The organism is Cytobacillus sp. OWB-43, from assembly GCF_034651445.1.
GTDB classification, from domain to species: Bacteria; Bacillota; Bacilli; order Bacillales; family Cytobacillaceae; genus Cytobacillus; species Cytobacillus kochii.
The window spans coordinates 67,837-82,134 of the sequence record NZ_JAYEFF010000009.1 but is presented as its reverse complement, the minus strand read 5'-3'; the positions used below and the strand labels follow the sequence as shown (position 1 = coordinate 82,134).

General features: G+C 37.4%; 14 protein-coding genes. 12 read left to right on the top strand and 2 right to left on the bottom strand.

The features are described from left to right. The first annotated feature begins 3 nt into the window (after window positions 1-3). The 12 genes from U9M49_RS21170 to U9M49_RS21115 all read left to right on the top strand — a co-directional run bounded on the left by U9M49_RS21170 (window position 4) and on the right by U9M49_RS21115 (window position 13,047). Complete coding sequence (locus tag U9M49_RS21170; RefSeq protein WP_322910541.1) at window positions 4-453, top strand: phage tail tube protein; 450 nt, start codon at window positions 4-6, stop codon at window positions 451-453. Window positions 454-543: 90 nt separating this feature from the next. Further along, the gene (locus U9M49_RS21165) at window positions 544-996 is read left to right on the top strand and encodes a hypothetical protein (RefSeq protein ID WP_322910540.1); all 453 of its coding nucleotides are present in this window, start codon (window positions 544-546) and stop codon (window positions 994-996) included. A gap of 10 nt (window positions 997-1,006) precedes the next feature. Next, window positions 1,007-1,561 (top strand): Gp15 family bacteriophage protein, encoded by a 555-nt coding sequence (locus U9M49_RS21160; RefSeq protein ID WP_322910539.1) that lies wholly within the window; start codon window positions 1,007-1,009, stop codon window positions 1,559-1,561. Then, window positions 1,562-5,278, top strand: a complete 3,717-nt coding sequence (locus tag U9M49_RS21155; RefSeq protein ID WP_322910538.1) for a tape measure protein — start codon at window positions 1,562-1,564, stop codon at window positions 5,276-5,278. Between the two features lie 13 nt (window positions 5,279-5,291). Further along, window positions 5,292-5,987 (top strand): distal tail protein Dit, encoded by a 696-nt coding sequence (locus U9M49_RS21150; RefSeq protein WP_322910537.1) that lies wholly within the window; start codon window positions 5,292-5,294, stop codon window positions 5,985-5,987. 35 nt (window positions 5,988-6,022) lie between these two features. Continuing rightward, window positions 6,023-10,642: a phage tail protein gene (locus U9M49_RS21145; protein WP_322910536.1), complete on the top strand. Its 4,620-nt coding sequence runs from the start codon at window positions 6,023-6,025 to the stop codon at window positions 10,640-10,642. 16 nt (window positions 10,643-10,658) lie between these two features. Then, a complete protein-coding gene (locus U9M49_RS21140; protein ID WP_322910535.1) occupies window positions 10,659-11,090 on the top strand; it encodes a hypothetical protein in 432 nt (143 codons plus the stop codon). Next, window positions 11,090-11,311, top strand: a complete 222-nt coding sequence (locus tag U9M49_RS21135; protein WP_322910534.1) for a hypothetical protein — start codon at window positions 11,090-11,092, stop codon at window positions 11,309-11,311. The genes U9M49_RS21140 and U9M49_RS21135 overlap by 1 nt, the downstream gene beginning before the upstream one ends. Before the next feature lie 32 nt (window positions 11,312-11,343). Then, window positions 11,344-11,616 carry a hypothetical protein gene (locus tag U9M49_RS21130; protein ID WP_322910533.1) on the top strand — a complete coding sequence of 91 codons (273 nt, stop codon included), beginning with the start codon at window positions 11,344-11,346 and terminating at the stop codon, window positions 11,614-11,616. Next, window positions 11,609-11,848, top strand: coding sequence for a phage holin (locus U9M49_RS21125; RefSeq protein WP_322910532.1), 240 nt, complete (start codon window positions 11,609-11,611; stop codon window positions 11,846-11,848). Before U9M49_RS21130 ends, U9M49_RS21125 begins: the two co-directional genes overlap by 8 nt. A gap of 53 nt (window positions 11,849-11,901) precedes the next feature. Next, complete coding sequence (locus tag U9M49_RS21120; RefSeq protein WP_322910531.1) at window positions 11,902-12,750, top strand: N-acetylmuramoyl-L-alanine amidase; 849 nt, start codon at window positions 11,902-11,904, stop codon at window positions 12,748-12,750. Between the two features lie 99 nt (window positions 12,751-12,849). Further along, complete coding sequence (locus U9M49_RS21115; RefSeq protein WP_322910530.1) at window positions 12,850-13,047, top strand: hypothetical protein; 198 nt, start codon at window positions 12,850-12,852, stop codon at window positions 13,045-13,047. Here the strand turns inward: U9M49_RS21115 and U9M49_RS21110 are convergent. Together U9M49_RS21110 and U9M49_RS21105 are read right to left on the bottom strand one after the other, a co-directional pair. Continuing rightward, window positions 13,031-13,984 (bottom strand): hypothetical protein, encoded by a 954-nt coding sequence (locus U9M49_RS21110; protein ID WP_322910529.1) that lies wholly within the window; start codon window positions 13,982-13,984, stop codon window positions 13,031-13,033. The genes U9M49_RS21115 and U9M49_RS21110 overlap by 17 nt on opposite strands. A gap of 77 nt (window positions 13,985-14,061) precedes the next feature. Continuing rightward, window positions 14,062-14,256: a hypothetical protein gene (locus tag U9M49_RS21105; protein WP_322910528.1), complete on the bottom strand. Its 195-nt coding sequence runs from the start codon at window positions 14,254-14,256 to the stop codon at window positions 14,062-14,064. Window positions 14,257-14,298 lie beyond the last annotated feature (42 nt).

The following is a 14,298-nucleotide window of genomic DNA, read 5'->3' as shown; positions in this document are numbered from 1 at the left end:
GAAATGAGAAGAAAAAATGCATTAAGAGGACATTTTTTACAACCGTATCTTCCGGGTACAGAAACACCAGGGGAAGAGTGGTTAGAACTTGCAAAATACATTTCTGCAATAGGTGATGATACACAAGAAGGGACTGAGGAGCAAGCATTCTATGACGGTGATGGCACACCAGAAACGGATGTTGTTTCTGTAGCTGGTGCTTACACTCCAGAAGGCTTTTATGACCCTGAAGACCCTGCTCAAGCATTGATTGCTGGATTAAAATACAAAACTGGTGATGGTCGTAAGGTTTGGCACAAAGTCGTTTCGGCAGATGGCAAGAAAGAATGGGTAGGTAGAGCAACAGTCTCAGCAATAGTAGCTGGAGCAGGCGATGCATCTGCTTATGAAACATTTAGCTGTAATATTCGTTTCGATACAATTCCAAAAGAAACAGATTTAACTACACCCTGAGGAACCTCCGGAAGACGGAGGCGATGAAGAAATACCAGAAGGATAAGAGAGGTTTAATGCCTCTCTTTTATTTCTAGAGGAGGATTTATGATGTCAAAAGATATACAAATTGATATTAAAAGAACTGGATTTCCTGTGAAAGTTGGAAAAGTGGAACTGTGGTTTGATAGCTCTTTTGAAAATCTCAGAAGATATTTTAATGTTGATGAATTAGCACAAGAAAAATTAAAGGTGGCTGAGGAGAAAGCTAAACATATCCACTTTCCAGAAGAAATTACTGTTGAGAGTCTCGATGAAAAAACAGTAGATGCCGCATTTGATGTTAATAAAGAGTTCATAGCAGCTCAATATGACATTATATTTGGTGATGGCTCATTCCGTGAAATTTACAAAGAATACCCAGATATTCTAGCTTTAGAGAAAGCCTTAGATGTAGTGGGAGCTGCCATCGCTCAACGGCTTGAGGAGCAAGAGACATCACGATCTAAAGAAGCTAAGAAAAAACAAAATGAATATCTAAATAAAAAAGCCAAAAAGAAGTAGGTGATGCAGAGTGAGGTTAAACGACCCTCTAATCACCGAGTTTACTTTTAAAGGTGAAACTTATTCGATTGATCTATCTTTTGATAATGTGTTAGATGTTTTTGATGTTCTATATGACGAGGTTCTCAACCCTCTTGAAAAAGCAGAAACTGCATTAAACTTACTAATCGGTTGCGTTCCTGATTCTGATGTAATTGATATGTGGAATTTAATATATCAAGAGTTTATTAAAATTGAAAACGAAACGTCAATTGAATATGACCTTCAAGGCAATCCAATGCCTGTTCAACAAGAACATGAGCAACTTATTGATTTAAGTATAGATGCAGAATTCATATATGCCTCTTTTCAACAAGCCTATGGAGTGAACTTGTATAAAGAGCAAGGAAAGCTTCACTGGCATGAATTTCAATCTTTACTCAACGGATTGCCAGATGAAACGATCATGAAGAGGATTATTCAAATTAGGGCATGGAAACCGAAAAATACTGATTCACCTGATTATAAGGCTGATATGGAGAAACTTCAGAGGAAATATTCTTTAGCTCAGGAGGAGGTGGAATAATTGGCAGATGGATCAATTAGGATTGAGATTGAGGTTGATGGCAGACAGGTTACAGTTGCATCTAATGCTTTAGATAGGTTAGGAGATTCAGCAATTAGGTCTGGCCGTGGAATGACAGTTGTAGAAAATAGTATGGATAGTATTAGTGATAGTAGTACTCAAGCAAGCTCTAGTGTGCGTGGTGCAGGTAGTGCTATTGAAGGATTAGGAGAAAGTGGTTCTAGGGCAAGTAGAGATTTAAGGGGAGTAGAAGGCAGTGTTGATGGCTTAGCTGATAGTAGTACTAGTGCGGCATCTAGCGTTCGCGGTGTTTCAGATAGTTTAGATGGTATGGCAAGCCAAGCTCAAGAGGCGAGTCAAGAGGTGTCAAATGTTGGTGAAGAAACAGGTAGAGCCTCATTCGGCATAAAAGAGTTAGCCACCTCTTTGGGATTGGTGGCAATTGGTACAGCGGTATTTAATGAATTAAAAAACTCAGTGGATGCGGCAATTGCACGTTTTGATACACTTAATGCATTTCCAAAAGTATTACAAGCCTTAGGGGTTTCTGCTGAGGATTCAGAGAAGGCGATGAATAGACTTTCTGAAGGTATCGATGGATTACCAACTACACTTAATGATATCGCTGGCAGTGCTCAAAGAATGTACACCTCTTTTAATGACATGGATAAGTCAACAGAGTCAGCGATTGCATTAAACAATGCATTGCTTGGCTCGGGTTCAAGTGCAGAGGAAGCAAAGCGTGGAACTGATCAATATATTAAGGCTTTACAGACCGGAACTATGAATATGGATACTTGGAACACATTATCCGAAACGATGGATGTCGGTTTGATTAAGATTGCTGAAGGTTTTGGATTTGCTGGTAAAAGCGCTAAGGATGATTTATACAACGCTTTACAAGACGGGGCTATTACTTTAGATCAATTCAATGAGAAACTTATTGAAGTTGGTACTGGTACTGGGATCATGGCCAAACTTGCAAAAGAAAATAGTTTAGGAATTGCTACTTCTTTAGGGAACTTACGAAATGCAGCAGCAAAAGGGATTGCCGATATCATTAAATCTTTCGATAAGCTATCCCAACAGGTAACTGGGAAAGATATCGCTCAAAATATTGATAGTTTAAAAGCAATAGTTAACCAGTCATTTAAAGTGGTTGGTTCGGTGATTGAAAGCACAACACCAGTCGTCAAGGCCTTTGGTTCTGCGGTAGGAGCAGTTATCCCTGTAGCGAAAGCTTTATCCCCAGTAATATTGAGCATGGTATCAGCATACGCAGGGCTAGTGATAGTCACTAAAGTTATAGCGTCTATTAAATCAATGAATGCAGTAATTACAACTGCTATTGCATCACAACAAGCTTTAACACTAGCTACACGTACTCAAATTACAGCACAAATGACATCAACTGCAGTAACTAGAGCTGGTGCCGCTGCTACTGTAGCTCATACAGGCGCTATTACATTAAGTAGTTTAGCTCTTGGTGTTTTAACAGGGAAAATCAAACTCGCAACCGCAGCAAAAATTGCATTTGCTGCTGCAACAAAATTGGCTATGGGTCCAATTGGTTGGATAACACTTGCAATTGGTGCATTAGTAGGGGGAGCCATTGCTTTAGTGAAATGGTTTAACAAAACTAGTGAAGAAGCTGAAAAATTAAATTCCGAGGGTGAAAGGTTAAGCGAAACTGTAACCTCACTAAATGAAGAGGTTAATAGTAGTGCTGAAGCATACAAGAAAAATCAAACAGAAGTTCTAGCGGCAGCCAAAGCAAACGAGGAACTAGCAAGTGAAATTGAAGATTTAACTAACAAAGAGCGATTATCTGCTGCTGAAAAGCAGTTGCTTAGTTCTTATATCGAACAACTAAATGGGCGAGTAGAAGGGTTGAACTTAGCTTATAACGAGGAAGCGAATGCTTTAAGTATGTCGTCCGAGCAATTACAAGCTCGAATCGGCTTGGTAAAGGAACAAACTTCATACAACGATGCATTACAGAGACAGACGGAAATTATTGAAGAACAAAACGAAGTACAAATGAAGCTCGAAGAGGTAAATGCTTTACAACAAGAGTGGAATGAGAAAAAAGCTGAAGGAACTGTTAAAACAGGGGAATATAAAGATGCGATTACTGCGTTAGGAGAGCAAGAGGCTGTTTTAAAAGAAACAGAAGCACAATTAGCAGAACAACATAAAATTACTGAGGAACAATTAACAGCTTCTATGGAGGCAGTTACTGAAGCAACAAACAATGGCGTAACTAATCAAATAATAAAATTCGAAGAGTTATCAGAATCACAACAATCGACAGTTGAATCTATGAAATCGACATGGGAGAGTTACAAAGAACAAGCTACGAATATGTTTGATACCCTTAGTGAAAAATCAAAGATAACTGTTGCAGAAATGACAGAGAATCTCCAAACAAACCAAGAGATTATTAGCAATTGGGCAGAGAATATTGCCACTTTAGCTGAGCGTGGTGTTGATGAAGGATTGCTCAATACTTTAAGAGAAGCAGGTCCAGAATCAGCAGGACACGTGAATGCATTAGTTAATGCCTCTGATGAAGAGTTAAAAAATTTAAGTGAAGCCTTTCAAAAAGGTGGAGACACAGCTACTGATGCTTTGAGCAAGTCGTTAGGAATTGAAGAATCAGGTGTAATGGAAGCTGTAGGACATTTAGTAACTGGTATGGAACAATCCTTAGCTGAAGAAATACAATCAGCTGATTTTAAATCACTCGGAAAGGCAATGCCAGAAGGAACAGCAGGAGGGATTGAAGAAGGATCACCACAAGCACAAAATGCTTCTAAAAATATGGCAAAGGATACGGCAAATGCCTTTAAGCAAGAAGCTGGAATAAATAGCCCTTCTAAAGTTTTTAAGGGTTTTGGCTCTAACATTACAGAAGGTTTAGTCCTTGGTATAAACGAAGGTAGTAATGCTGTTTTGCAATCAGTTCAAAATATGTTCAAAGGTATCCTTGAAAGTTCTGAAAAGAATTTTAGACAAATTTCTAAGGGGCATGATAATTCAGTCAAGATTATAGAAAAGTCGCTCAAAAAGCTACCACTAGTTACTCAACAAGCCATGAAAAACATGCTTGCTAGATTAAGAGCTGGGTCAAATGATCAAACCAAAACAATGAGGTTGTTAGCGAAAGATTTAGTTACTCCGTTCAACGGTACAAGAGGTCAATTTAATTCAGTAGGTAGGAATGCCATGGCTGGTTTAAATCAAGGTCTATTAGCTGGTAGAGGTGCAGTAATGTCTACAGCCAGGAGTATAGCAAATAGTGTTGCAAGCACCATGAAAAACGCTTTAAGAATCCATTCCCCTTCTCGACTAATGAGGGATGATGTAGGTCGTTGGATTCCTGAAGGGATTGCTGTAGGTATCAGGGAAAACGCTAAATCAGTTTATAAAGAACTAGATACCTTGTCTAACGGAATGATTTTAACATCAACGCCCGAACAAGCTTTAGGCACATCAAGAATGGCGCATAGTGGCATGGGGAATCAGCTTGTAGATGCTATTAGAGGATTTCAAATTCCTACACAAAATGAAGGTAATCAAGGTGAACCAAACAGTAAGCAACCAGCTGTTATTTCACTTTATGTTGGTTCTAAAGAAGTCGCAAGAGAGATAGTTGATGATATAACTAATCTACAAAACCGTTCCAACAATCGTAAACGAAGAAGACCAAGATAGGGGAGGTGAGGATATGATTTTTAACGGTATTGAAAAAGACTATATCAGGGTAATAGCTGATTTATTTAGACCACCTTCGCCTCCTATTATGTTTGATATATTCAATATGTCAAAAAGTGGAACTAGGGTTAGAAAAAAGAAGTTAATGGATGCTAACTTACAAGTGCCCATTAGGATTTCTAGCAATCAAAGAATTGAGTCATTGAAAGAAGATATGTCCACTTGGCTTATTCATGATGAACCGAAAAAATTAATATTCAAGGATAACCCTAACAGGTATTATCTTGCCTATTACGAAGGAATGGAGTTAAGTGAACGCCCCAAATATGCAAAGGGATACATCAACTTTTATTTACCACAAGCCTATAGGTTTGGACTTGAGAAAATAATTAATGTTACCTCTCAGCCTTCTGTTCATACAATTACTGGTCAGGTGGAAGTTCCATGGACAATTGAGGTTGTCTTTACTAAAGCGACAAATACCTTAGAGATAGAGGGCAGTAATAATTTCTACCTGCTATTAGCATATGAGTTTGTAGTTGGTGACAGGCTTACCCTTAAACTGGATGGGAGAAAGGCATTATTAAACGGTGAAGATTTAAGACATTCTTATAGAATGATTTCTAATTTTGTTCATTTGCAGCCTGGACAGTTTACGGTACAGGCAAGCCATAATTGCAGCTTGAAATATGACGAGAGATATTATTAATGAGGTGATATACCTTAGCGAAAGGATGTGATAGATTGAGTGAGTTGTATGTATTTAGCCAAAGAGAAAAGCCATTAACTATATTATCTGAAGATACAGGGCTGGTCAGTGCGCCTTACCGAATCGAGGTAAATAGCGTGCCGGACAAGCCTTTTTCTTTTACCGTTGAGGCAGACCATGAAAATGCTGTACACGTAAAGGAAGAAAATAAAGTCGTCTTTAAAGATCATGAAGGCGATTGGCGGTTAATGGTTATTCGTGAAATTGACGATAGCGATGGCATAAATGGACCAATGACAATAGCAACCTGTGAACCTGTATATCTAGCTGAGTTAAATGATCATATTGTTGTCGATAGGCGATTTGTTGATAAAACAGCAGATGAAGCACTAGATGCCGCATTATTAGGTACCCGTTGGATTGGAGAAGTATTGGTATCATTAGGTCTAGCTACTACAAACTTTTATTATTTATCAAGTGTAGAAGCTGTATGGGATATCTTGTCTACTTGGGGTGGAGAAGTAAAGGATGTTGTGGATTTTGACGAGCGCACTAATGAAATTAAGGCGTGTAAGATTCAGATATTACAAAGACGCAGGTACGAACATGGCCAACGGTTTGAAATTGACCATAATACAATAGAGATTGGTCGAACCATTCTAAGTTATCCAAAGACAGCGTTATACGGCCGTGGTTCATCCTTGCCTATTGAAGATGATGAAGGCGATCAAACAGGTGGATTTACCCGTTATATTGATTTTGCAGATGTTGAGTGGTCTATCTCAAAAGGGCATCCTGTTAATAAGCCAAAAGGGCAAATATGGGTCGGCGACCCTAAAGATATCCCTATTTTAGGCTATGAAGATGAAAACGGGAATATGAAGCATCGTTTTGGCATCTATAGCAATCAACAATATGAGGACCCAGAAGAGTTGCTATGGGCTACTTGGGATAACTTACAGGCTATAAAAAAACCAGAAGTCAACTATCGACTTGCTGCCGAACTGTTTGATGAAGAAGTATTTCTTGGTGACACCTCCATTGCTATTGATCGCCGTTTTGCTAGACCAATAGAAATACAAGCTAGAATAATAGCTATGGAATATGACATTTTAGACATTGACGGTACCATGGTTGTTGAGATGGGACAATTTCTAGAGTTAGATGATAATCGGCTTGAAGAATTAGAAAAAGAAGTTGAAAAAATCCGTGACCGCCCACAACAAGTCACTGAAGGTAGTTTCCCAGACATCAAGCCCACTACTCCAATAGATGTTGAAGCGATAAGTGGAATGGGAGCTATACAATTATATTGGGACTACGGCAGTTCGATTTATGTAAAACACTACGAAGTATATGGCTCACAGTTAAAAGACTTTGTGCCAGACACACAGCACTTATTGTGGAGGGGAAATACTAGTGGTTTTCTCCATTCGGTTGGTACTGATCAAGTTTGGTATTACAGGGTAAGAGCAGTTAATCAGCATGGAACTGCGAGTGATTGGTCAGTGCAAGTTAGTGCGGCAGCACACCGAGTAAGAACACCAGATATTTTATTTGGTCCTGATATCGCTTCAGAGTTAAGGGAGTTATCAAAAACTGCTGACATACTGGCTGATGGCACTATTTACGCTGATATGATTCGCCAAGATGTATATGATCAAATCCAAGCTGATTCAAAGCAATATACTGATGCTGAGATAACAGCAACAGAAGTTAGCCTGATGTCTGAGCTTGCAAATAAAGCAGGCTTTGACTATGTGGATGGAAAGATATATCTCGTAAATGAGGAATTGATTAATAAGGTAGACAATGGTGTTTATCAGAATAAAATTCTTCAAATTGATAACAGCCTAGATGGATTGTCTTTACGTGCGGAGAATGTGGAAGCTAATGTTAATGAATTAACTGGTGAGGTTGGAAGTGCTCTTAGTCAAATTGCTGCGGTTGATATTAAGGCTAATAAGATTTCTACTAGTGTCAATGAGCTTATGTCTGATTTTAATAATTTGGAGATCAGTGGGCGCAATTTAGCAAGAAGGAGTCTCGTTGCACCATGGGGCAATACTTATCAATTTGATGCATACACCTATACCATAGAGTCAATGGGTTCATCTGGAGCTGGTTTACGTTTGAGCAATACGATATTTAAGCCATTCACTGAATATATCCTAGCGTTTAAGATTAGAAAAATTTCTGGGAATATTACTACTATGGGTGGTCATAGCCAATTATCTTCGGGTAATCCAGTGTCTGTTTATAGAAATAATGAACTAGTGAGTGATGTGTGGACTGTTGGCTCTCCTTATCCCAATGATGAAGAAATCTATGATTATGAGATACATTTTACAACAAATGGTATGACAGCCACAGATACGCATCTGTATATCCAGCCTAATAGATCCAGTGGGTCTGGTGGATATGTCCCAATGAAAGCAGAAATATGGGATTTACAAGTGATAGAAGGCAATAAACTCGCTGGGTGGTCCCCTCCTCCAGAAGACATAGAAAGCCGTGTTTCATCAGCAGAAACAAAAATTGACCAAACAGCATATGACTTAACATTTAAAGCATCCACTCAAGAAGTTAATTCATTAACCGGTAGAATGACTTCGGCAGAATCATCCATCAGGGTCATATCGGATGATATTGAGTTGAAAGTAGACCGTGATGGCATTATTGGTGCGATTAATGTACAACCTGGGGATGTGAAAATCCACACTAGATTACTTGATGTAGGTGATTTTACAAATCTTATTGATAATGGTGATTTTGAGGATGACAAAGTTGGTCAATTGCCTTCTGGTTGGATAAACGAAAACTCTAATACTACTATTCAAGTAGTTGATCAGACATCTTGGTCTGGCAATAATGGATCATCAAAATGCTTAGGGTTGTGGGCTAGTGATGTTAGAAATGTAGATGCTCAACAGGAAAGAATAATAAAGGTTCAAGAAGGTGATGAATTATACTTCGAGCTAGATTATCGTTTTAATAATCTTGTTGGACCTGGTTCATTGTCCTATGGGGTAAGGACTTACGACCTCAAGAAACAACACCTTTCATGGACTACTGTAGCCTATGCGACTACTAAAACTTATGCATGGACTAAGTTAACTGGAACCTATAAAGTGCCTGCTGGTGTTGGATATATCAGACTTCGAGTAAGCTTTACTAATAACGGTGAGACAACAAATCGGGCTTGGATTGATAATTTAGTTGTTAGAAGAAAAAACAATGCAGCCCTAATTGTGGATGGATCAATTACTGCAAGCTTGATGGCTGCTAATAGTATTACGGCTCAAAATGGCGCATTAGCAAATGCGTCTATTACGCGTGCCAAATTACAAGATGCCATTATCGGTACAGCGCAAATTGATGATTTAGCTGTAACAGCTGCGAAAATTGCAAGCGTGAACGCTGACCGTATCAACGTAGGTGCATTGAGAGGTATTGACGTATATGGAGCTAAGTTCCGTTCATCGGATGGTCTAACTAACTTAGAAATCATTGGCGGGAATGTTCGTCTTACACAGTCTAGTGGGCAATATGTCAATGTTAATCCAGACGGGTTGTTTGGATATAATTCAGGCGGTTCTCAACGATTTAGTGTTGATAGATCACTAGTAACAAGTGCAGCTCTAGGCACTAGTAATTCTAATGTCTATTTGGCTCCTGATTCAAATAACGAAGTCAGGGTAGTTGATATTTCAAGTATTCCATCAGATGGTGTTGCAGAGAATTATAGTTACAGACCTATCAGGGCTCAAGGATTACGTTTTGGACCGGGATATAATGGATATATCGGAACAGATCGAGAAGTAAGAATAACAAGTTCAGCATTTACGCAAGCTGACGGATCAGTGGTATACCGTGATTTACGAGCTTCAGTTATTTATGGTTTTGGTTTTAGCACTAATTCAACCAATGCTTATATAGGGTCAGATGATGAAACAAGGTTTGTTAACAAGGGGTATGTAGATGGTTCTTCTGGTAACCCGGTATACCGTAATGCGAGAGGATATAAGGCTTACTTCGCTGGAATTGCTACAAACACATCAGCAGGAGGAACTCACTTATATCTGGGTGCTAATGGTGACATAAGAGCAACAGGTATTGGAATGGCTGATGAAGGAAGTATTATTTGGCGCCAAGTGGTCGCAGCTGGATTTCAAGGTAATTATATTGAAGTAAATCCGAATACTGCTGGTCAAAATTTATTTGTAAGAGCTAATAACGAAGTGAGAGCAACAGCTAGTGGAACTACAGGAACGTACATCCCTGTGAGAGCAGCAAGTTTCCCAACAGGTTCAATGGCCTCGTACAAAGAAGATATTAAAGAATGGACAGACAGTGCGTTAGATATCATTAACAGATCAACAATTTACCAATACCGTCTAAAAAGAGAAGTTGAAAGTGGGCATTCACGAGTAAGACAAGGGTTAGTTATAGGTGAGGGTTATCAAATTGCTGATGAACTGATTGATGGCGATGGTGTAGAGCAATATCTCATGAACAGTATTAACATGAAAGGGATCCAAGAACTAGATAAAAGAACCCTTGGACACGCTGACGAAATTAACTGGCTCAAAATAGAGAATCAGCATTTAAGGCAAAAGGTTGCAAAATTAGAAGAAAAAATTAGCGCCGCATAAATTAGGAGGTTTTAAAATGAAAGTAGAAATCGAAAACGGTAAATTAGTAGCTGCAATTAACTTTATGTATGATCTAAAACTAGCAAGAAAACACTCGCGTTTCCGTCGCCATTTTATTAACAAAATGACTGAAAGACTAAAAACTGTGGAAGAAGATCGTAAAGAGCTTGCTAAAGAACATTCTCATAAGGACGAAAAAGGAGAAGCAATCGTGAAAGATGGTCAATTTGACATCAAAGACATGGCTGCTTTTACTAATGATTTAAAGGAATTGAACAACGAGAAACTGGTAATTGAAGGTGGTGATAATCGTGAAATGATACGAACTATCAAACATGTATTAAAGAAATTCGAAGATGTTGAATACGAAGGTCAGGACTCAGATGTTTACGATTATCTTTGTGAACAATTTGGTGTAGACGAAGAAGAAAAAGGAGATGAAGAATAATGTTTGATATTCAAATTACAGGTACAAATATTCGTTATGCTGATGGTGATATTTCTGTTGTACATGTTCAATTTAGAGCGAATGATCCAGAGTCAACAGTCACCTTAAATGGTTATATTCCAATATCTGCAGAGGATTATCAAGGAAATGAATCGATTCCAGCATTGAAAAATGTAGTAAGAACTAAATTGATTGAACGACTAACACCAGAGGCCGACTAGGGCTTTTTTAATTTGCATAAGGGGGAGAAATTTTGACTTTCATCGGATTAACATTACAAGAATGGGCGGCGTTGCTTGCCATACTAGGTACTCTCTTTGGGGGTATCTCTTTTATTTTTAAAGGAATTATTGTAAAGCCGTTAAGTGATGCCATTGCCAATCTACAAAAATCTATAGATGAGTTTCGCGAGCAAATGAAAGAGAGTGATGATGATCGTAAAGCCATCCACATGAGAATTAACAGATTAGATAAAAGGGTGCATGGTCTTGAAATTCAATTGAAGGGAGGTGAGAGACATGAATAAAGATGTTGTTGCTCAAGTAGTTGGTTTTTTATCAGCCATCATGATGTTTCTAGGCACTCTTAATGTTAAGTTTGAGTGGCTAACTGCCGAGAGCATTGACGCATTTGGCATTGTCCTTACAGCAGGAATTGCTCTAGGAATCACTTTATATACAATTTATAAGAATCATTTTGGATTTACTAAAAAAGCTAAACAACAAAAGGCTTGGCTAGAAAAAGCAAATAAGTTATAAGGCTGTCCAATCGGACGGTCTTTTTTTAAATTAAAAAAGGAGTGTTATATAAAATGGTTAAAGCTTATATTGATCCAGGTCATGGTGGTATTGATCCAGGTGCAGTAGGTAATAGTTTGTATGAAAAAATATTAACATTAAAAATTGCGTTGAAAATCAAAGAGTATCTTGAAGAGTATGAAGACGTACAAATCAAGATGAGCCGAACAGGTGACCAAACTCGCTCATTAACTTATCGGACTGATGATGCAAATGCGTGGGGTGCCGATGTATATGTATCACCACATATTAATGCTGGTGGCGGTGTAGGTTATGAGGATTTTGTTTATCCAGGAGTAGGACAAACCACATTGGCCATTCAAGATGCTATTCATAACGAAGTGATAAAAGCTACAGGTTTCAATGACCGTGGGCAAAAACAAAAAAACCTACATGTTCTTAGAGAATCGCATATGCCTGCAATTTTAACCGAAAATGGGTTTATCGATAATAGTGGGGATGCTGCTAAACTTAAGCAAGATTCTTTTATAGATGATGTTGCAAGAGGTCATGTTAATGGAATTGTTAAAGCATTTAACCTTAGGAAAAAGGAAACGTCAAAACCGAGCAAAGGTTATCGTCATACGGTAGTTAAAGGTGATACTCTTTGGTCATTATCCCAAAAATACGGCACAACTGTTAACAATCTTAAAAAGCTTAATCCTGGCATTAATGTGGATGCATTACAAATAGGAAGTAAATTAAATATTACTTCTGGTGCTACTTATCACACTGTAAAAAAAGGTGAAACTGTATCTGAACTAGCTAAAAAATATGGAAGTACTATTAAGCAAATTCGCGATTGGAATAAGCTTGATGGGAAGTATACGATTTATGCGGGTCAGCAGCTTCGTGTAAATTAAATAAAGAGCCCTTCAACAGAAGGGCTTAAAAATAATCAATTTCTATATGTTTGAATATCCTAATAAGTGTTAAACTATAAATTAATAGGAGGCGATAAAATGAGTAATCGTTTTCGTAAAGTTTTTGGCTCTGTAAAAGTGGAAATGAACCAATTAGAAAAAGAATATCAAGAAATGAAGAAAATAAATACTGCATTTTCAAAAAACAACAAAGATTCAATTGAAGAAAAATTTAGTGATTTCAATAAAGAAAAAAAGAAAAGGAATGAAATTTTTAATATTATTCGTAATAAATAGCGATTGGAGTTACTAAAAAGTCACCTTCTTCCAAAATGTTGAATGACCCCAAAATAATATCGAAAAACATATTTGGTACTAAATTAAAATCTTGAGCTTTTAAGTCTTCTACATGACCCATGCCATCAAATACTTTACCTTTTTTTCCTATTATTCTTACTAAAAATTTTACTTCTCTTGTTTGATCAACTCTTAAAGAAAGAGCTTCAGGAGATTCTCTCAAATATTGCTTTTTTACAATTCCTATAAAATTATCTGCTTTAATAAAAGAGGAGTTACCTAGAGTGGTAGAAAAATATTTACTAACATTGTTCAGATTTGTTATTATATCTAATGTTGGTTTATAAGAATCATACTTTTGAACGACTTTCCTAGCCCAATCCAATCTAATTCTTTCTTTAGCGTTTGGATTTGATTTTTGAACAAGTCGTCTAGCTTCATCTATATCTGCATCCGTAATGTCCATTAGAAAAATTTTCTCCAGAATCTTTACATCAGTCATATTTTTAATTAGTTCAAAATTATAGTACTTATATGAAGATTCTCCTAAGTATATATCACCGTCATTAAGTTTAAAATATGGTTCTATAAGATCTAAATCATCTAATTTTTGTAATAGAATGTTTAATGCATGATCGTGAAAAGCTTTATTTAATATATCTCTTGCACCTTCTAGAAATGTTTTAGAATCATGAGTAGTTTCATTTCCGGTATTTCCCAAGGACCCGTCAAGTGCTACCCCACCGCCCGGTAGCCACCCTGTATCAAGTCGTAATTGACCTTTTACACCTGCACTCTTTCCTTTGGATGCTTGTTGTCCAGTAGTTTCAGAAGTTTGTTTAGCGTCTTCAATTGAGAAAGAGTCTATAAGTCCTTCATCAATTTGAGCTAATAGTGAGTTCATAATATCTGTATCTAAATATATTATCTCTTTCATGTCATAAGTCTCCTTAATTTGGAATTTATAGTTATTTTAACATATAATGATAATACTGAAGTATCTAATAAATGAATTTAACAAAAATCCTCTCTATGATTGGCTTTCATTCCTTCAAATGCCTTCTGTAATGCTTCTTTTATTGTATTACCTTCTACTTTTATCCCACCATTGCTAGATGTACCAACGACAGTAACAGGATGAGATTTTGCAAAAATATAATACTGTATACCATGCTTTTTGACCACGTTATATATTAGGTTAGGCTTCATGATATCACTCCTTTTGAATATAATTCCACATATGGGTCAAAA

Coding starts and splice junctions, on each gene's coding strand:
- U9M49_RS21170 (WP_322910541.1), top strand. CDS start 4: ATGAGAAGAAAAAATGCATTAAGAGGACATTTTTTACAACCGTATCTT.
- U9M49_RS21165 (WP_322910540.1), top strand. CDS start 544: ATGTCAAAAGATATACAAATTGATATTAAAAGAACTGGATTTCCTGTG.
- U9M49_RS21150 (WP_322910537.1), top strand. CDS start 5,292: ATGATTTTTAACGGTATTGAAAAAGACTATATCAGGGTAATAGCTGAT.
- U9M49_RS21140 (WP_322910535.1), top strand. CDS start 10,659: ATGAAAGTAGAAATCGAAAACGGTAAATTAGTAGCTGCAATTAACTTT.
- U9M49_RS21135 (WP_322910534.1), top strand. CDS start 11,090: ATGTTTGATATTCAAATTACAGGTACAAATATTCGTTATGCTGATGGT.
- U9M49_RS21125 (WP_322910532.1), top strand. CDS start 11,609: ATGAATAAAGATGTTGTTGCTCAAGTAGTTGGTTTTTTATCAGCCATC.
- U9M49_RS21120 (WP_322910531.1), top strand. CDS start 11,902: ATGGTTAAAGCTTATATTGATCCAGGTCATGGTGGTATTGATCCAGGT.
- U9M49_RS21115 (WP_322910530.1), top strand. CDS start 12,850: ATGAGTAATCGTTTTCGTAAAGTTTTTGGCTCTGTAAAAGTGGAAATG.
- U9M49_RS21110 (WP_322910529.1), bottom strand. CDS start 13,984: ATGAAAGAGATAATATATTTAGATACAGATATTATGAACTCACTATTA.
- U9M49_RS21105 (WP_322910528.1), bottom strand. CDS start 14,256: ATGAAGCCTAACCTAATATATAACGTGGTCAAAAAGCATGGTATACAG.